Genomic DNA, 17,692 nt, shown 5'->3' with positions numbered 1-17,692 from the left:
TCAGGCTCCGAACGGCCCCGGCGCCGGCGGCCCCCAGTGCGACGCCGGGCCGTCGAGCTCCGCCGCCACGGCGCCGGTCGGCGTGCGGCCGTTGAACAGGTCGCCGTCGGTCCAGAGCTCGTGAACGCGACCCCACGGATCGCGCCAGTAGTCGTAGATCTGGCTCCCGAGCACGTGCCGGCCGACGCCCCAACGGTGCTCGTAGCCTCGCCCCGCGAGGTGCTCGTGGCCGGTCATCAGGTCGTCGAGGTCCTGCACCTCGAAGGAGACGTGGTTCAGCTCCACCGTGCCGGCGCCGACCGCGAGGAAGCTGTGGTGGTCCGTGTACTCGTCGCCGCGGTCCAGGCGCATGAACGCGGCGAGCACCTGGTCGCGGTCGCCGAGGTAGATCTCGTCCGAGTTCCTGAAGCCGAAGTGCGAGTGGTAGAAGCGCTCGCTCTCGCGGAAGTCCCTGACCAACAGCACGAAGTGGCCGAGCCGCTTGACGCGCGCCGGGCCGCGCTCGACGCGCTGCGGCGCGCCGAGACGGCGCCGCTCGGCGCCGCTGTTGAGCTGGCGCGGCGCCGGCAGCGGCAGCGGCGGCACGGCGGCGATGCCGTGCACCACCTCGATGGCGATGCCGTTGGGATCGGTGAGGCGGACCCGGCGGCCGCCGCCCGGTTCGTCGATGTCCTCGACCGCGCCGGCGCCCGGCGCGCGCGCGATGACGTCGAGATCCGCCGCGCTCGCCGCCTGCAACCCGACGCCGACGAAGGCCGGATCGCCGAGCTCGGTGATGTGCACGTGATGGCGCGGGTCGGTGCCGCGCATGTACAGCGCCGTCGCCGTGCGCGCCGACCGCACCAGGCCGAAGTCCGTCAGGAAGGCTTCGGCGCGGTCGAGATCCGGAGCGCGCAGGCGGACATGGGCGAGATCGATCACCTTGATCATGACGGGGGCTCCCGAGGCGCGATTAGTCGTCTGTATAACCCCACTTGCGCGGTTTAGTCAATAGACTAAAAGCCTGGTCATGCCGGGACCGACGCGCCCGCCCATCGAGGCGGAGGCGACCACTCGCGAGCGCATCCTGGCGGCGGCGCTCGACGTCTTCGCCGAGCGCGGCTTCGACGGCGCGCGGGTGCGCGAGATCGCCGAGCGCGCCGAGGCCAACCTCGGGCTGCTCACCTACTACTTCACCGACAAGGAGCAGCTCTGGCAGGCCGCGGTCGACAGCGCGTTCGCCGAGCTGGCCGCCGAGTTGGGCGCGGTGCTCGCCACGGACGGGGGCGACGACGATGTCGCCGAGCTCGAGCGCATCGTCCGCCACTTCGTCCGCTTCGTCGCCCGCCGGCCGGCGTTCATGCAGTTGATGAACGACGAAGGCAAACGCGACGGCCCGCGCATGCGCTGGTTGGCCGACACCTACGTGCGGCCGCTCTGGGAAGCGATCCGCGGACGCATCGAGCGCGCCCAGGCGCGCGGCGTCCTGCCGCCGCTGGCGCCGGTCCACCTCTACTACATCGTCCTCGGCGCCGCCGGATTGATCTTCAGCCAGGGCCCGGAATGCCGTCGCATCGCCGGCATCGACGCCACCGACCCGGCCTTCGCCGAGGCGCACGCGGACGCCATCCTCCGCCTCCTGTTGCCGGCCGGCGCGGCGCGCCGGTCGCCGCGGCGCTGAGCTGGAGTGGCAGGGCGGCGACATCGCGGGCGGGCACCCGATCCTCGCCGCCGGCGCGCCCCGGCCAGAATGAGATGAGCGAGCCTTTGACGGCTGGCCGGCGACCCTGGCAGTAAGCGCACGTGGCCACCAAGAAGACCCCCACCCGTCGCGCCAAGGCGGGCCCCGCCGCGCGCACCCCATCAACCGCTCGCAAGGCTGCCGCCAAGAAGGCGCCGGCGAAGACGCGGGCCGTCGCGAAGGCAACGCGCCGGCCTGCCGGCAAGACGACCGGGAAGTTGAGCCCGAACGTCGCCGTGGTCACCAGACGACCGGCGATGCGCGCGGCGGCGAATCACATCCCGCGCCGCTGCGTCTTCGTCGACGTCGAGAATACCAGCAGCGAAGAGGATCTGTTCGAGGTCTTGGAGGCGCTGCACCTCGATCACGCCGCGCAACCCACCGAGGTCGCCGCCGTCGGCAACTGGCGCGCCATCGGCCAGCGGCTCGCCCGCCGACTCGCCGCCACCGGCGCGCAACTGGTGCACAGCGCGCCGGCGACCGGCGTCAAGGACTGGAGCGACCTGTGGATCGCCGTCGCCGCCGGCTGCTGGCTCGGGAGCGCGCAGCCCGGCGACGTGCTCGAGATCGTCTCCAACGACCGCGCCTTCGACGCCGTCGGCGACGCCGCCTCGGCCCGCGGCGTCACCTTCCGCCGGCTGCTCCACAAACGCGGCGCCGCCGCCGCGGTCCCCGCCCCCGTCGAGGACGAGGAGGAGCCGAAGCGGCGCCGGCGCTCGCGCGGCGGCCGGCGGCGCCGCGGCCGCGGCGCCGGCGCGACGCCGGTGGGCCACGAGCAGGCGCGGGAGAGCGCGCCGCCGCCGACCCATCCCGCGCCGCGGGCAGCGCCGCCGAAGCCCGCGCACCGGGCGACGGCCCATTCGGCTCCTCCCGCCCACCCGGCGCATCCTTCGCACGCGCCGCTGCACGATGCCGAGGCGCACGGCGCGACGCGCGATCAGATCCTCTCGGTGATCGGCCGGCTGAGCGGCAGCGATCCGCACCGCTGGATCAATCTCGACGTCCTCGAGAAAGCGCTGAAGGCCGAGGGCTTCGCGCGGCCGCCGGGATCGCCACGCCTGGTCACCCGCCTGCGCATGCTCAAGGACATCGAGCTCGATTCGCACGGGCGGGCGCGACTGGCAGCCACGGCGACCCCGCCCGAGGTTCCGGCGCCGGCCGCCGAGGTGGCCGCGGCGCCAGCGGAAGCGGCCGAGGCGCCGCCGAAGCGCCGCCGCCGATCACGCAAGGCGCCCGGCGGCGGCGATGCCGACGAGGCGGTGACCGCCGAGACGGCGTCCTTCGCCGCCGCGGCCTACTCCGAGCCGTCGGCCGAGTAGGCGAGCGGCGGGGGAGCGGGGCTGCCGCGGCGCCGGCGGACGCGCGGCAGCGTGATCCGCAGGTTGGCCTGACGGGCGTTCGGACGGCTCTTGGCGACCAGGAGACGGCGACGGCCCTCCGGGCGCTCGCGCATGTGGCGCAGCGCCAGGCGTACCGCCGACGGCTCGAGGCCCAGCGTCTCGCAGATGGTCGCGAACGAGAACACCCAACGCGGCTGCCGGCTGTCGATCCAGGCCTGGGCCTCCTCGCGCCCGCGCCGCTCCGCGCCGAGATAGCTGCGCACCGCGTCCTCGAGCATCGCCAGCATCAGCCCGCGCACGCCGAACAGCGGCAGACCGCGCTGCTCGCCGCCGCCGATGCCGAGCAGCGCCGCCATCTCGCCGTCGACGGCGCGATGGGTGCGGGCGTCGAAACTGTCACCGGTCATCGTCTCCCCCAGGCAAGGCGCGCAACCTAGCGGGCGCAGGTTAGGGCCGCGTGATCGGCGCGTGACGGTTGATTGACACGCGGCCCGCCGACCTCCGGCCCGCGCGCGCGCATCGCCCGATTCCGTTCGCGGCGCGGGTCCGTTAGCGTGCCCTCCCACCATGATCGCCATCGTGGCGCTCGGCGCGCCGCTGCTCCTCCTCCTCGCGGTCGCGCTCGCCTTCAACCGGCTGGTGCGGCGGCGCAACCTGGTACGCGAGGCGTGGAGCGGCATCGACGTGCAGCTCACGCGGCGCCACGACCTGGTCCCGGCGCTCGTCGAGATGGTGCGCGGGCACGCGCAGTTCGAGCGCGGGGTGCTGGAGGACGTGACCCGTCTGCGCGGCACCCGCGCGTCGCGCGCCCTGCAGGACGGCGAGAACGCGCTGACCTCGCAGATGCGCGGCCTGCTGGCGGTCGCCGAGGCCTATCCACAGTTGCGCGCCGGCGAGAGCTTCCTGGCGTTGCAGCAGCGCCTGAGCGAGGTGGAGAACCAGTTGCAGATGGCGCGGCGCTACTACAACGGCACGGTGCGCGACTACAACACCGCCGTCGAGTCGTTTCCCTCGAACCTGATGGCACGCGCCTGCGGCTTCCCGCTGGAGGAATTCTTCCAGGTCGAGAGCGCCGTCGAGCGGGCGGTGCCCGAGGTGCGCCCGTGAGCCTGCGCCGCCGCGTCCGGCGGCCGCCGGCGGCCTGGCGATGGCTCCTGGCGCTGCTGCTGGTCCTGCTCGGCGGCGGGCCGGCGGGCGCGCAGGAGGGCGGGGAGCGCATCACCGACTATCGCAGCGACATCGCGGTCGATCGCGCCGGCGCGCTCACGGTGACCGAGACCATCGCCGTGGTCGCCGCCGGCGATCACATCAAACGCGGCATCTACCGCGACTTCCCCACCACCTACGACGGACCGCTCGGGACCCGCGTCGAGGTGCCCTTCAGCGTCCTGCGGATCGAGCGCGACGGCCGGGACGAGCCGTATCACACCGAGGCGCGCGACAACGGGGTGCGGATCTACATCGGGCGGGAGGACGTCGAGATCCCGCCCGGCCCGCACGTCTATCGCATCACCTACCGCACCGCGGAGCAGCTCGGCTTCTTCGCCGATCACGACGAGCTGTACTGGAACGTCACCGGCAACGGCTGGGCGTTCCCGATCGAGCGCGCGACGGCGCGGGTCACCCTGCCGCCCGAGGTGCCGCGCGATCGCGTCACCGGCGAGGGCTACACCGGCGTCAGCGGCTCGACCGAACGGGCGCTGACCACGGCGCGCGATCCGCGCGACGGCGCGCTGACGTTCGCGACGACGCGGCCGCTCGACGCCTACGAGGGGCTGACGATCGTCGCCGGCTTCCCCAAGGGCTACGTCCACGAGCCGACGGCCGACGAGCGGCGCGCCGCCTGGATGCGCAGCAACCGGCACCTCGTCGCCGGCGCCGCCGGCCTGGCGGTGGTGCTGCTCTACTACCTGGCGGCGTGGATCGCGGTCGGCCGCGATCCGACGCGCGGCACCATCATTCCGCTGTTCGAGCCGCCGCTCGGGCTCGACGCCCCCGGCGTCCGCTACGTCGAAGCGATGCGCTACGACGAGCGCTGTTTCACCGCCGCGCTGGTCAGTCTCGGCGTCAAAGGCTGGCTCGGCATCGAGGAGAAAGACGGCGCCTTCACGCTGAGCCGGCGCGACGGCCGCCAGCAGCCGCTGTCGGTATCCGAGCGCCTGCTCAACAGCGCCCTGCTGGGCGGCCGCGAGGCGCTCGCGCTGGACCAGAAGAACCACGGCCGGGTGCGGGCGGCGATCGAAGCGCTGCGCCGCGCCCTCGCCGCCGAATACGAGGGCGCGATGTTCCGCGCCAACCAGCGCTGGCTGTGGCCCGGTGTGGTGCTGTCCGTCGGCGCGCTCCTCGCGCTCGGCTGGTACGGCGCGCGCGCCGGCAGCATCGTCATGGCGTTCATCATGGTGTGGCTCGGGTTCTGGACCTACGCCTGCCTCACGCTGCTGGAGAACGTCCGCCGCGGCTGGCGCGACGCGGTGCGACCCGGCGTCGGCGCGGGATCGCGCGTCCTGGCGGTCGCGCTCGCGCTCCTGTTCACCGCCTTCTCGCTGCCGTTCTTCGCCGGCGAGCTGTTCGGGCTGTTCGCCCTCGGGCAGACGACCTCGTTCTGGGCGATTCCGCTCTTGCTCCTGCTGGCGACCGTGAACTGGCTGTTCGCCTACCTGCTCAAGCAGCCGACCAGTGCCGGGCGCCGGGTCATGGACCAGATCGAGGGCTTCCGGATGTACCTGACGACGGCCGAGGGCGACGCGCTGCGGCAGGCGCCGCCGAAGACGCCGGCGCGCTTCGAGGCCATGCTGCCCTTCGCCATCGCCCTCGGCGTCGAGCACGCCTGGAGCGCGCGCTTCGCCGACGTGCTGGCGGCCGCCGCGGCGGCCGGGCACGAGGGAGCGGGACCGGCCTGGTACGGTGGCCGCCCGTGGAATCAGATGAGCGCGGGCGGGTTCTCGTCGATGATCGGCTCGTCGCTGGCCAGTGCCGTCGCCTCGTCGTCGGTCGCGCCCGGATCGAGCAGCGGCAGCGGCGGCGGCGGCTCGTCGGGTGGCGGCGGTGGCGGAGGAGGCGGCGGCGGCTGGTGAGCGGCTGGCGGGCAGGCCGGCGCGGGACGCTTCGTCCAGTCCGGGCTAGGCGAATTGCATGTCCCTGACGTCGCTGGCGACGCGGAAGGGGGCGGCGGTGGCGCTGCGGATGTCGTCGAGTCCCAGTCCCGGCGCGATCTCGCGCAGCAGGAAGCCCTCGCCGTCGATGTCGAAGTAGGCGAGGTCGGTCACCACGTGGCGGACGCAGGCGAGCGCCGTCGGCGGGTAGGTCAGCCGCGGCACGAGCTTCGAGGCGCCGTTCTTCTCGCGCTGATAGCACATGGCGATGATCCGGCCGCCGCCGGCGGCGAGGTCCATGGCGCCGCCGATGCCGCCGGCGCCGGTGGCCGGGATGTTCCAGTTCGCGAGGTCGCCATTGGGCGCCACCTGGAAGGCGCCGAGGACGATGGTCGAAACCCGCCCGGTGCGCGCCATGGCGAACGAGGTCGACGAGTCGAAGTAGCTGGTCTCCGGCAGCGGCGTCACCAGTTGGCCGCTGGCGTTGTAGAGATCGAGGTCCTCTTCGCCCTCGGGCGGGAAGGCGCCGTAGCCGAGGATGCCGTTCTCGGAGTGCAGGGTGACGCCGCGGCCCTCGATGTAGTTCGAGACCAGGGTCGGCAGGCCGATCCCGAGGTTCACGTACTCGCCGTCGCGGAGCAGCGCCGCCACCCGCATCGCCATCAGGTCGGGCGGCAGCGCCAGCGCCGCGCTGCCCTCGATCTCGCGGCCTTCCATGGCGCGGGTGCGCCCGGCCATCATCGTGATCTGGCGGATGACGCCGGGATCGAAATGCTGCGTCGTCCGCACCAGGCGGTCGACGAAGATGCCGGGCGTCACCACCGCCTCGGGATCGAGGCGGCCGACCTCCACGATCTCCCGCACCTCGGCGATCGTGCAGTTCGCCGCGGTGGCGAACGCCGGGCCGAAGTTCCGCGCCCCGCGCCGATAGGTCAGGTTGCCGGCGGTGTCCGCCTGGTATCCCTGAAGGAAGGCATAGTCGGCGCGAATGGCGGTCTCGAGGATGTGGCGCTTGCCGCCGAACACCCGCTCCTCCTTGCCCTCGGCCACGGCGGTGCCCACCCCGGTCGGGGTGTAGAAGGCGGCCAGGCCGGCGCCGCCGGCGCGCACCCGCTCGACCAGGGTGCCCTGCGGCACCAGCTCGACCTCGATCTGACCGCCTTTCACCATGTCGCCGATCGGCGTCGGCACCGACGGCAGCACCGCGTAGGTGCAGATCAGCTTCCGGATCTGCGCCTTGTCGGCGAGGATCTGCAGCGACGTCGGCCCGCCGGCGGGCGAGTTGCAGATCACCGTCAGGCCGGTGACACCGCGCTCGCGCAGCGCCAGCAGGAGATCGGTCGGCCACGCCTGCGGCGGCCCGAAGGACTGGATGAGGATCGACGCGCCGTCCGGAATGTCGGCGACGGCCTCGAGCGCGGAGGCGCAGATCTGCTTGGTCGGCATCCCGTCTCCCTGCCACGCGCTTCGACGACGGTGCAATCGGAGAGAACGGGGCTCGTCAATGACGCGCTGCGCTGATAGACTCCGACGCAGCGATGAGCTCCATGACGCGTCACCCTCGCCAGTCTACGCCGGCAGTGACGTCCGCTGCGCTCATCGCCGCCACCCTGCTGGTGGCCGGCGCGGCGCAGGCGCGCGACGACGGAACGCCCGCCGCGCGCCCGTATCGCGTCGGCGCGCCGGGCGGCGCGGCGGCGCGGCTCGCGAAGGGCAAGTTCCTGGTCGCCAGCCGCACCCTGCAGGATCCGAATTTCGCCGAGACCGTGATCCTGCTCGTCGACTACGATCGCGACGGCGCGCTCGGCGTGGTGGTGAACCGGCCGACCGACGTCGCCCTGGTCGAGGCGCTGCCCGAGATCGGCGAGCTGCGGCGCCGCGACGACGTCATCTACCTGGGCGGGCCGGTGGCGCGCGACCGCATGCTGCTGCTGGTGCGCACGCGCCAGCAGCCGCCGCAGTCGCTGCGCGTCTTCGACCGCGTGTTCGCCAGCGGCAGCCTCGACGCCCTGCGCAAGAGCATGGCGCGCGGCGACGCGATCCGCGCCTATGCCGGCTATACCGGCTGGGGCCCCGGGCAGCTCGACCGGGAAGTGACGCGCGGCGACTGGTTCATCGGTCCGGCCGACAGCAACGCCGTCTTCGCCGAACGCCCGGCGGCGCTCTGGAACACCCTGATCGAGCGCTACTCCGGCGACTGGGCGTCGCTGCACTAGTCGCCGCGCGCGGCCGCAGCGGCCGGCGCCCCTGGCGGGCCGGCAGCGACCTGGCGCGGACCGAGGATCTCCAGCAGGTCCTTCTCGTCCACCTTCTCCTGCGCCAGCAACCGGGTCGCGAGCGCCTCGAGCTGCGGGCGCCGCTCGACCAGCAGCGCCTTCGCGTCCGCGTAGGCCTCGCGCAGCAGCTCCATGGTCTCGTCGCCGAGTTCCCGTTCGATCTCGGCCGAGTGCGGCTGGTCGCGCGACACCTGGCCCAGGAAGCTCCCCTGGACGTTCTCCGCCAATGACAGGTTCGGCAGCCGCTCGCTCATGCCGTAGACGGTGAGCATCTGGCGCACCAACCGGCTCGCCTTCTCGAGGTCGTCGGCGGCACCGGTGGAGATCTCGCCGAACACGATCTCCTCGGCGGCGCGGCCGCCGAGCAGCGTGCGCAGCCGGCCGCGCAGCTCCCGCTCGGAGAGCAGGAAGCGGTCCTCGAGCGGCGCCTGCAGCGTGTAGCCGAGGGCGCCGCGGCCGCGCGGGACGATCGACACCTTCTGCACCGGGTCGGCGCCGGGGGTGAAGTAGCCGACCAGCGTGTGGCCGGACTCGTGGAAGGCGACGACGCGGCGCTCGTGCGGATTGAGCACCGTCCCCTTCTTCTCCACCCCGCCGAGGACGCGCTCGAAGGCGTCCTGGAAGTCCGCCATCTGCACCGCGTCGCGGCCGCGGCGCGAGGCGATCAGCGCCGCCTCGTTGCAGAGGTTGGCGAGGTCGGCGCCGACGAAGCCGGTGGTCTGGGCGGCGATGGCGTCGAGATCGACCTCCGGCCCGAGCGTCAGCTTGCGCGCGTGCACGGCGAGGATGGCCCGGCGCCCCGCCTTGGTCGGACGGTCGACGAGGATCTCGCGGTCGAAGCGCCCGGGGCGGCGCAGCGCCGGATCGAGCACCTCCGGCCGGTTGGTCGCCGCCATCAGCACCACCCCCTGGCTGGCGTCGAAGCCGTCCATCTCGACCAGGAGCTGGTTGAGGGTGTTCTCGCGCTCGTCGTAGCCGCCGCCGACCGTCAGCCCGGGCGCGTCGCGCCGCTTGCCGACGGCGTCGAGCTCGTCGATGAACACGATGCACGGCGCTTTCGCCTTGGCGGCGGCGAAGAGGTCGCGCACCCGCGAGGCGCCGACGCCGACGAACATCTCGACGAACTCCGAGCCGTTGAGGCTGAAGAACGGGACCCCGGCCTCGCCGGCGACGGCGCGCGCCAGCAGCGTCTTGCCGGTGCCCGGCGGGCCGACCAGGAGCACCCCCTTCGGCAGCTTGGCGCCGAGCCGGGTGTACTTGTTGGGATCCTTGAGAAAGGCGACGACCTCCTTGGTCTCCTCGACCGCCTCGTCGACGCCGGCGACGTCGGCGAAGGTGGCGCGGGTCGCCGGATCGACCTGGTACACCTTCGCCTTGCTCTGCCCGATGCTGAGCACGCCGCGGCCGCCGCCGCCCATGCGCCGCATCAGGTACCCCCAGATGGCGAACATGACACCGAAGGGCAGGATCCAGTTGAGGAGGAAGTTGCTCACCCAGTGGGTGTCGATCTCGCCGCGGAAGTCGACGCCGTGCTGCTGCAGCGTCTCGATCAGCTTCGGATCCGGGAGCGGCACCACGGTGAAGCTGCGCGCCCGCTCCGAGCGCAGCCGCGCCTCGGCCTCGCGGGCCTGCTGCCGCATGCCGGTGACCCAGCGCCAGAAGCGGTCGAGCGGCACCCGCCACGGCGTCTCCTTCGCCGGCGGCTCGATGGTCGCCGGGACCGGCTTCGCCGGCGCCGGCGCGTTGGGATCCCGGTCGATGCCGTAGATGGTGTCGGTGGTGATCACCACCCGCTCGACCTTGCCGGTCGTCACGCGCGACAGGAACTCGCTGTACGGAATCCGCGGCACCGCCGGCCCGGAGAAGAGCAGCGCGTTCAGCAACAGCATCGCGCCGACCACCGCGACCGTGTACCAGAGCGAGAATTTCGTGTGCTGCTGCATGACGGGCGAATTCAAGCACGCCGCAGGCGAGAGGTCGATTCGCCGCGCGGCGTCACCGGCGCGGAACCACCCGACGACCGCGGCGGCCCGGGCTCACGCCGGCTCCGCGGCCGCGGCGAGCGGACACTGACTGATCCGCAGCCGGGCGGCGCCGAAGGGGATCAGCTCGATGACTTCCTCGGGCCCCAGATCGGACAGCGGCGGCTGCGGCACCGGACCGGCGACGCCGTCCGCCGCGACCCACGACGGCACGCGTCGGGCACGGGCGCGCAACACGATCGGCGTGCCCTCCGGCGACCACGGCTGGGCGGCGCCGGCGCGGTGCTCGACGCGGATCGCCTTGGCGGGTGCGGCGGGGTCGAGCGCCAGCGCGTAGTTCCACGGCGTCGTCGGCCGCACCTCGTAGTCGGCGAACGGCGGCGTCCCGGCGACCGCCCGCCACGCCTCGCCGACGCGGACGGCGAACACCAGCGGCCCGCGCTCGACGGCGACCGCGCCGCGATCCCAGCGCGAGACGCGCAGCGGCATCGGCAGCCGCAGGTGCAGGCGATCGCCGTCGCGCCACTCGCGCTCGACCCGCCACCAGCCGGCGCGCTCGATGCGCTGCCCCGCCGCGCCCGGAGCCTCGACCTCCGCGGCGCCCGCCCACGCCGGCACGCGCAGCGACACGGCGAAGCGCACTGGGCCGGCGCAGCGCACGCGAAAGGCGATCGCCTCGTCGAACGGGTACGCCGTGTCCTCCTCGATCGTCACCGGCACGCCCGCGATCGACGTCGTCACGGTCGACGGCGCGAACAGCGGCGCGCACAGCTCGTCGCCGCGGCGCAGCCACAGGTGCTGCACCAGCCGCGGCCATCCCATGTGCAGGTTCGCGGCGCAGCAGCCGTACCCGGTGGCGGTGCCGAACAGCAGGTCGGTGTCGTGCGGCACCCAGAAGTTGCGATTGCCGGGCGTGCACTCGATCTGGTTGGCGAGCTGGAAGTACTGGTGCGAGCAGTGGTCGGCGGCGAGGATCGACGGCAGCGCGTTGAGCGCCACGCGCTCGATCGCGTCGGCCGCCCACGCCTCGCCGCCGACGACCAGCACGCGCTCGAGGCTGGCGAGCAGCTCGACGATGGTGCAGAGCTCGGTGCCCTGCGTCGCCCCGCGCCCGTGCAGGAATTCGTCGCCCGAATACAGCCCCTGCACCTGGCCGTGGCACGCCATGACGCGCTCCCAGCCGTGGCGCACCGCGGCGAGATGACGGGGATCGCCCGAGCAGCGCCACCACAGCGCCGGCTCCTTGAACCCCATGGCGCGGTTCACGCCGTGCCCGAAGTCGAACTCCTCCGACGGCGGGCCGTCGCCGCCGAGCTCGCCGATCCAGTCGCTGGTCTGGGCGTGCAGCAGCGCCGCCAGCTCGAGCAGCCAGGGCGCGCCCCCGCGGTCGTACAGCCAGAGCGCCGCATCCAGGTTGTCGCCGCCGCGCGGCTTGCCCCAGAGCTGCAGCGGCCGCTCCGGCAGATGCGCGAGCTGGTGGCGCAGGTAGCGGTCGAGGAACGGCGCGACGCGCGGATCGCCGGTCGCCTCGGCATGCCAGCGCAGGGCGTCGAGCATCGGCATCCGCGCCCACCAGTCGTCGTTGCCGGCGGGCCCGAACCAGCCGTCGGCGCGCTGGCTCGCCAGCGTCCACTCGAGCCATGGCGCGGCGCGCGCGATCAGATCGGGATCGCCGAGCGCATGCGCCAGCGCCACCAGGCCGCGCGCGTAGTAGGGCCCGCGCTCCCAGCTCTCGCCGTCCCCACCCAACCAGCCGCTGTTCGGCCCGACGTCCGGCCAGACCTCCATCATGCGCCCGGTCAGCCCCGCCGCCGCCAACCGCAGTTGCTCGCGCACCCAGCCGCCGGCGCGGATCGCCGGCGGTGGAAGCAGGGTGAACCGCGCTGCCTGCACGGCCGGCATCCACTACACCGAAACCACGGCGGCGCCGGCGCGCCTCGGCACGATCATCGACATCGGAGCCTCCGCGTTCGTCGTGGTCATTGGCGTGCGGCGCGCGCCGCCCCGGGCGCGCCCTGCGCTGCTACGTGCTCATGCCCGCGGCGGCGCGCGCCGCGCAAGCGTCCGGGGGGCTTTTCCACCCGGAACGGCTTGGCTATGCAGGATGATCCCCTCGGGCGCGGCGCGCCCCGCAAGGAGTTCCCGACATGATCGAGTGGAGCGAGCAGCATCTGATGATCCAGGACATGGTGCGCAAGTTCGTCGAGGCGGAAATCAAACCGCGCCTCGAGGAGCTCGAGCACGGCGATCTGCCGCCCTACGACATCCTGCGCAAGATGATGCGGACCTTCGGCATCGACGAGGTGGCGCGCCAGCGCTTCGCCAGTCAGCTCGCCCGCGACCGGGCGAAGGCCGAGGGGAAGCCGGTGAAGGAGAAGGGCGAGAGCGGCGGCACCGACGTCGGCATGACCCTGATCCCGATCATCGAGCTGTGCCGCTGTTGTCCCGGCATGGTGACCGCCATGGGGGTCAGCGTCGGCCTGACCGCGGCGGCGATCATGTCGAAGGGGACGATCGCCCAGAAGGAGCGGTGGGCGTTGCCGCTGATGACGATGGAGACGATCGGCTCGTGGGCGATCACCGAGCCCGATTCCGGCTCCGACGCCTTCGGCGGCATGAAGGCGACGGCGCGCCGCGATGGCAACGGCGGCTACCTGCTCAACGGCAACAAGACCTTCATCACCAACGGCCCGTACGCCGACACCATCGTCTTCATCTGCAAGCTGGACGAGGGGGACGCCACCGCGGCGCGCGATCGCAAGATCCTCAGCTTCATCCTCGACAAGGGCATGCCCGGCCTCGCGCAGTCGAAGCCGCTGCGCAAGATGGGCATGCACTCGTCGCCCACCGGCGAGCTGTTCCTCGAGGACGTGCGCGTCGGCAGGGACCGCCTGATCGGCGAGACCGAGGACATCCCGGCGCGCTCCGGCGCGAAGGACACCTTCTCGATGGAGCGCAGCGGCGTCGCCGCGATGGCGCTCGGCATCGTCGAGGAGTGCCTGTCGCTGTGCGTCAACTACGCCCGCACCCGCGTCGCCTTCGGCAAGCCGATCGGCGAGTTCCAGCTCATCCAGCTCAAGCTGGCGCAGATGGAAGTGGCGCGGATGAACATCCAGAACATCGTCTTCCGCCAGGTGGAGATGGCGCAGCAGGGCAAGAGCATGAGCTTCGCGGAAGCGTCGGCGACCAAGCTCTACACCGCGCAGGCGTGCATGGCGGTGTGCCTGGAGGCGGTGCAGCTCTTCGGCGGCAACGGCTACATGGCCGAGTACCGCGTCGAGCAGCTCTGCCGCGACGCCAAGGTGCTGCAGATCTACGCCGGCACCGACGAGATCCAGGTCTCGGCCATCGCCCGCGGCCTGCTCGCGGCCGCCTAGGGAGCCCGTCCTCGTGGGCGACTCCGCCGCGCTGCCGGGCGTCGCGGCGCTGCTCGATCGCCACGCCGCAGCCGCCGCCGATCCCGAGCGCGCCCGCGTGCTCGGCGCCGACGTCCTCGAAGCCAGCGCGACGCGGCTGCAGCCGCTCTGGGCCGCGCACGCCGACGCCGCGGTGCGCGCCGCGACGACGCTCTGCGGCGCGGCGCCGTTCCTGGCGCCGCACCTGGCGCGCCATCCCGACTGGCTGCCGCGCCTGATCGGCGACGCGCTCGAGCAGCCGCGCGACGCGGACGCCTATCACGAGCGCCTGCGCGCCGTCCTCGCCGGCGCGCCCGACACCGCCGCCGCGCTGCGCCACTTCAAGTACTACGAGCTGGCGCGCCTGACCCTGCGCGACCTGTGGTCGGCGCCCGACGACCTCGCCGCCACCGAGGCGGTGCTGGCGGAGCTGTCGCACCTGGCCGACGCGCTGCTCGACGCCGCCCTGCGCCACGCCCTGGATCTGGTCGCCGCCGCCGCCGGCCCGGCGCGGTGGGCCACCGCCGACGGGGCGCCGCTCACCCCGGCCTTCACCGTCCTCGGCATGGGCAAGCTCGGCGGCGAGGAGCTCAACTACTCGTCCGACGTCGACCTCGTCTACGTCCTCGAGAGCACGCCCGCCGACGCCGCCACCCACGGGTTGGCGCCGGCCGAGTACTACGGACGCGCCGTCCGCGAGCTGGCACGCCTGGTGAGCGCCACCACCGGCGACGGCTTCCTCTACCGCATCGATCTCGATCTGCGCCCGGAGGGGCAGTCCGGCCCCCTGGTGGTGCCGAGCGACATGCTGGCCGAGTACTACGACGCCTGGGCGGCGACCTGGGAAAAGGCGGCGTTCATGAAGGCGCGGCCGGTCGCCGGCGACCGCCGCTTCGGCTGGCGGCTGATCCGCGGGCTCGACCCGATGATCTACCGCTCGGCGATGGACTACGCCGGCGTCGCCGCCATCCGCGGCATGAAGGAGCGGGTCGAGCAGGAGAGCGGCCGCGCCGGCGCGACGTTCGACGTGAAGATCGGCGCCGGCGGCATCCGCGACGTCGAGTTCGTCGCCCAGGCGCTGCAGCTCCTGCACGGCGGGCGCATCCGCGACGTGCGCGACCGCTCGACCCAGCGGGCGCTGACGGCGCTGGCGCAGGTCGGGGTGCTGCCGCGCGCCGTCGCTGACGACCTCCGCCGCGGCTACGCCTTCCTCCGCCGCACCGAGAATCGCCTGCAGATGGTGGGCGAGCGGCAGACGCACCGCCTGCCCGAGGACGCGGCCGCGCGGCGCGCCCTGGCGCGCGCGCTCGGCTTCGACGGCGACGACCCGGCGGCGCGCTTCGCCGCCGAGCTCGACGCGCACCGCGCCGCGATCCGCGCCGCCTTCGCGCCGCTGTTCGCCGACGAGGGCGTGCAGCCGCTGCTCGATCTCTTCCAGCGCAACGTCCCGCACCTGCTGACGCAGCCCGCCGTCGGACCGCAGATCGAGCGCCTCGCGGCGCGCTTCGCGCACGCCATCGACGCCTCGCCGAACCGCGAGCGGGCGATGAACAACCTCGACCGCTTCATCCGCGGCGTCGGCAGCCGCGGTTTCTACTACGGCCTGCTGCTCGACCGCCCCGAGCTCGTCGATCGCCTCGCCGCGCTCTTCGCCGCCTCGGAGTACCTCTCCGGCTACCTGGCGACGCACCCGCGGCTCATCGAGCCGATCTTCAGCGACCCCAACGTGCTGGTGCTGTCGCGCGCCGAGCTGCGCGCCGCGCTCGCCCACCTGCGCGACGCCGTCGCCGGCGAGCGCGGCGACGAGGAGCCCGAGCGCAGCCTGGCGGCGCTGCGCCTGCTGCACAACCGCGAGCTGGTGAACATCGGCCTGCTCGACCTGGCGGAGAAGATCACCATCGCGGAGGCCGAGAGCGGGCTCACCGAGCTCGCCGAGGTCTGCGTCGAGGGCGCGCTCGCCCTGGCGCGCCAGGAGCTGGCGCGGCGCGGCGCGCCGCCGTCGGGCGCGCCCGAGGAGTTCCTGGTCGTCGGCATGGGCAAGCTCGCCAGCCGCGAGCTCACCTACGGCAGCGATCTCGACGTGATCTTCCTCTACGACGCGCCCGGCGCCGACGAGAGCGCCGTGCTCGCGGCGCAGGAGCACTACGTGCGCCTGGCGCAGAAGCTCATCTGGGGGCTGCAGACCCGCACCAGCGACGGCGCCTGCTACCAGATCGACGCCCGCCTGCGGCCGTCCGGCAACCAGGGGCTGCTGGTCACCTCGCGCGCCAGCTTCGCCGCCTACCACGGCGGCAGCGCCCAGGCCTGGGAACGCCAGGCGCTGCTGCGCGCCCGCCCGATCGTCGGCAGCCCGGCGCTGGCCGCGGCCTTCGATGCGCTGCGGCGCGACATCCTGCTGCGCCCGCTCCCCGCCGACGCGGCCGCCGAGATCCACCGCATCCGCCAGCGCATGGAGGACGAGCTGGCGCGCGAGGAGGGCGCGCGCCGCGATTTCAAGATCGGCCGCGGCGGGCTGCTCGACATCGAGAGCGTGGTGCAGTTCCTGCAGCTCCGCCACCTCGCCCAACACGCCGAGCTGCTGGAGGTCGATCGCATCGGTGTCCAGATCGCGCGCCTGGCGCGCCTCGGCCTACTGACCGCCGCCGACGCCGACGTGCTGCAGCGCGGCTGGGCCTTCCTGCAGCGCCTGTCGAGCCGGCTGCGCATCGTCGAGAACCGCTCGATCTCCGATCTCGACGAGGAACGCGGCGATCTCGACGGCATCGCCCTGCACCTGGGCTACACGTCGCCACAACGCGCCGGCGGCGCGCGGCGGGCGCTGCTGGAGGACTACCGGCGCCACACCGCGGCGATCCGCGAGGTCTACGAGCGCGTGCTGGCGACGGCGTCGGACCGTCCGTGAGCGGCGCGGACGGCCTCGGTCCCCGCGCGGCGGGCGAAAGCTGGCCTCGATGTGACGAAAACATCTCACCACGGAGGCACGGAGACACGGAGTAACCTGGACAAGAGGGAGTTCGGAGGCGAGATCCCCAACGCCATCAGCAATGGCCATAGGGATCGCTCCCACCCGCCATTCCGACGCTGCGCCCTCCGTGTCTCCGTGCCTCCGTGGTGAAGGTGTTTTGTCGCTTCGAGGCTAGGAGTACCGGCCCGCGGCGCGTTGACGGCGGACGCGGAAGACCTCGCCGAGGACCTGCAGGTAGGCGCTCGCGGGAACGGTGCTGGCGGCGTCGTTGCGCCAGACGATCGGCACTTCCTTGACGCGGTAGCCGCGGCAGCGCGCCGCGACCAGCAGCTCGACGTCGAAGCCCCAGCGATCGATGGTGAGGCGCGGCACCACGTCTTCGGCGCAGCGCGCCGTCACCGCCTTGAAACCGTTCTGGGTGTCGTGGATGCCCGGCACCGCCAGGCCGCGGATGATCAGGTTGCCGAGCTTGCCGCCCAGTTCCTTGTACCAGGGCTGGTGGATGACGACGTGCGCGCCGGCGACGTCGCGCGAGCCGATGACGACGTCGTAACCCTCCGCGAACGCCGGCCAGAAGCGCTCGATGTGATCGATGGTGGTGGAGCTGTCGGCGTCCATGAACAGCCGATGCGCGCCGACCGCCTGCGTCAGGCCGAGGCGCACGGTGGCGCCCTTGCCGTGATTGCGCCCGTCGGGATGGGCGATCAGCCGCAGCGGCAGCGGACCGGCCGGCCAGCCGCGCACCAGGCTGGCGGTGCCGTCGCTGCAGCCGTCGTCGACCACCACGATCTCGCTGCGATAGTCCTGGCGCGCCAGGTACGTCGTCACCTGCTCGAGCGTCCTCGGCAGCCGGCGCGCTTCGTTGAACGCCGGGATGACGACCGACAGATGGACGGCGGGATCGACCGACATCGCGGCGCGC

Annotated in this window: 13 protein-coding genes; 7 read left to right on the top strand and 6 right to left on the bottom strand. The window is 73.0% G+C overall.

The annotated features are described in order from the left end of the window. Positions 1–930: a VOC family protein gene (locus tag KF840_08210; protein ID MBX3024880.1), complete on the bottom strand. Its 930-nt coding sequence runs from the start codon at positions 928–930 to the stop codon at positions 1–3. Between the two features lie 79 nt (positions 931–1,009). On the opposite strand from KF840_08210, the gene KF840_08205 reads away from it, so the two are divergent. Both KF840_08205 and KF840_08200 read left to right on the top strand, forming a co-directional pair. After that, complete coding sequence (locus KF840_08205; protein ID MBX3024879.1) at positions 1,010–1,660, top strand: TetR/AcrR family transcriptional regulator; 651 nt, start codon at positions 1,010–1,012, stop codon at positions 1,658–1,660. Between the two features lie 278 nt (positions 1,661–1,938). Next, positions 1,939–3,039 carry an NYN domain-containing protein gene (locus KF840_08200; protein MBX3024878.1) on the top strand — a complete coding sequence of 367 codons (1,101 nt, stop codon included), beginning with the start codon at positions 1,939–1,941 and terminating at the stop codon, positions 3,037–3,039. Here the strand turns inward: KF840_08200 and KF840_08195 are convergent. After that, positions 3,015–3,467, bottom strand: a complete 453-nt coding sequence (locus tag KF840_08195; protein ID MBX3024877.1) for a hypothetical protein — start codon at positions 3,465–3,467, stop codon at positions 3,015–3,017. The genes KF840_08200 and KF840_08195 overlap by 25 nt on opposite strands. Positions 3,468–3,627: 160 nt before the next feature. Between KF840_08195 and KF840_08190 the strand changes: the two genes are divergently transcribed. Together KF840_08190 and KF840_08185 are read left to right on the top strand one after the other, a co-directional pair. After that, positions 3,628–4,167, top strand: a complete 540-nt coding sequence (locus KF840_08190; protein MBX3024876.1) for a LemA family protein — start codon at positions 3,628–3,630, stop codon at positions 4,165–4,167. Beyond that, entirely contained in the window at positions 4,164–6,134 is a 1,971-nt protein-coding gene (locus tag KF840_08185; GenBank protein ID MBX3024875.1) for a DUF2207 domain-containing protein, read from the top strand. The genes KF840_08190 and KF840_08185 overlap by 4 nt, the downstream gene beginning before the upstream one ends. A 45-nt stretch (positions 6,135–6,179) precedes the next feature. Here the strand turns inward: KF840_08185 and KF840_08180 are convergent, their stop codons facing one another. Then, positions 6,180–7,598, bottom strand: coding sequence for a 3-oxoacid CoA-transferase subunit A (locus KF840_08180; protein ID MBX3024874.1), 1,419 nt, complete (start codon positions 7,596–7,598; stop codon positions 6,180–6,182). 134 nt (positions 7,599–7,732) lie between these two features. Between KF840_08180 and KF840_08175 the strand changes: the two genes are divergently transcribed. Then, complete coding sequence (locus tag KF840_08175) at positions 7,733–8,368, top strand: YqgE/AlgH family protein (GenBank protein ID MBX3024873.1); 636 nt, start codon at positions 7,733–7,735, stop codon at positions 8,366–8,368. On the opposite strand, the gene ftsH is transcribed toward KF840_08175, so the two are convergent. Both ftsH and KF840_08165 read right to left on the bottom strand, forming a co-directional pair. Then, positions 8,365–10,371 (bottom strand): ATP-dependent zinc metalloprotease FtsH, encoded by a 2,007-nt coding sequence (gene ftsH, locus KF840_08170; GenBank protein MBX3024872.1) that lies wholly within the window; start codon positions 10,369–10,371, stop codon positions 8,365–8,367. The genes KF840_08175 and ftsH overlap by 4 nt on opposite strands. A 93-nt stretch (positions 10,372–10,464) precedes the next feature. Further along, positions 10,465–12,303 carry a glycoside hydrolase family 127 protein gene (locus tag KF840_08165; GenBank protein ID MBX3024871.1) on the bottom strand — a complete coding sequence of 613 codons (1,839 nt, stop codon included), beginning with the start codon at positions 12,301–12,303 and terminating at the stop codon, positions 10,465–10,467. Positions 12,304–12,557: 254 nt separating this feature from the next. Here KF840_08165 and KF840_08160 point away from each other — a divergent pair, with 254 nt between their 5' ends. Then, positions 12,558–13,787 carry an acyl-CoA dehydrogenase family protein gene (locus KF840_08160; GenBank protein ID MBX3024870.1) on the top strand — a complete coding sequence of 410 codons (1,230 nt, stop codon included), beginning with the start codon at positions 12,558–12,560 and terminating at the stop codon, positions 13,785–13,787. Positions 13,788–13,800: 13 nt separating this feature from the next. Next, positions 13,801–16,707 (top strand): hypothetical protein, encoded by a 2,907-nt coding sequence (locus KF840_08155; protein MBX3024869.1) that lies wholly within the window; start codon positions 13,801–13,803, stop codon positions 16,705–16,707. A gap of 234 nt (positions 16,708–16,941) precedes the next feature. Here KF840_08155 and KF840_08150 read toward each other — a convergent pair whose 3' ends face one another. After that, positions 16,942–17,682 carry a glycosyltransferase family 2 protein gene (locus tag KF840_08150; GenBank protein ID MBX3024868.1) on the bottom strand — a complete coding sequence of 247 codons (741 nt, stop codon included), beginning with the start codon at positions 17,680–17,682 and terminating at the stop codon, positions 16,942–16,944. Between the last annotated feature and the right edge of the window lie 10 nt (positions 17,683–17,692).

This window comes from bacterium (assembly GCA_019637795.1).
In the GTDB taxonomy this organism is placed as follows: Bacteria; Desulfobacterota; Binatia; order HRBIN30; family CADEER01; genus JAHBUY01.
Note: the sequence above shows the minus strand (reverse complement) of the source record. Positions and strands in the feature narration are given on the sequence as shown.

Excerpts from the sequence above, each read along its gene's own strand:
- KF840_08210 (MBX3024880.1), bottom strand. The coding sequence starts at position 930 with ATGATCAAGGTGATCGATCTCGCCCATGTCCGCCTGCGCGCTCCGGAT.
- KF840_08205 (MBX3024879.1), top strand. The coding sequence starts at position 1,010 with ATGCCGGGACCGACGCGCCCGCCCATCGAGGCGGAGGCGACCACTCGC.
- KF840_08195 (MBX3024877.1), bottom strand. The coding sequence starts at position 3,467 with ATGACCGGTGACAGTTTCGACGCCCGCACCCATCGCGCCGTCGACGGC.
- KF840_08190 (MBX3024876.1), top strand. The coding sequence starts at position 3,628 with ATGATCGCCATCGTGGCGCTCGGCGCGCCGCTGCTCCTCCTCCTCGCG.
- KF840_08180 (MBX3024874.1), bottom strand. The coding sequence starts at position 7,598 with ATGCCGACCAAGCAGATCTGCGCCTCCGCGCTCGAGGCCGTCGCCGAC.
- ftsH (MBX3024872.1), bottom strand. The coding sequence starts at position 10,371 with ATGCAGCAGCACACGAAATTCTCGCTCTGGTACACGGTCGCGGTGGTC.
- KF840_08160 (MBX3024870.1), top strand. The coding sequence starts at position 12,558 with ATGATCGAGTGGAGCGAGCAGCATCTGATGATCCAGGACATGGTGCGC.
- KF840_08150 (MBX3024868.1), bottom strand. The coding sequence starts at position 17,682 with ATGTCGGTCGATCCCGCCGTCCATCTGTCGGTCGTCATCCCGGCGTTC.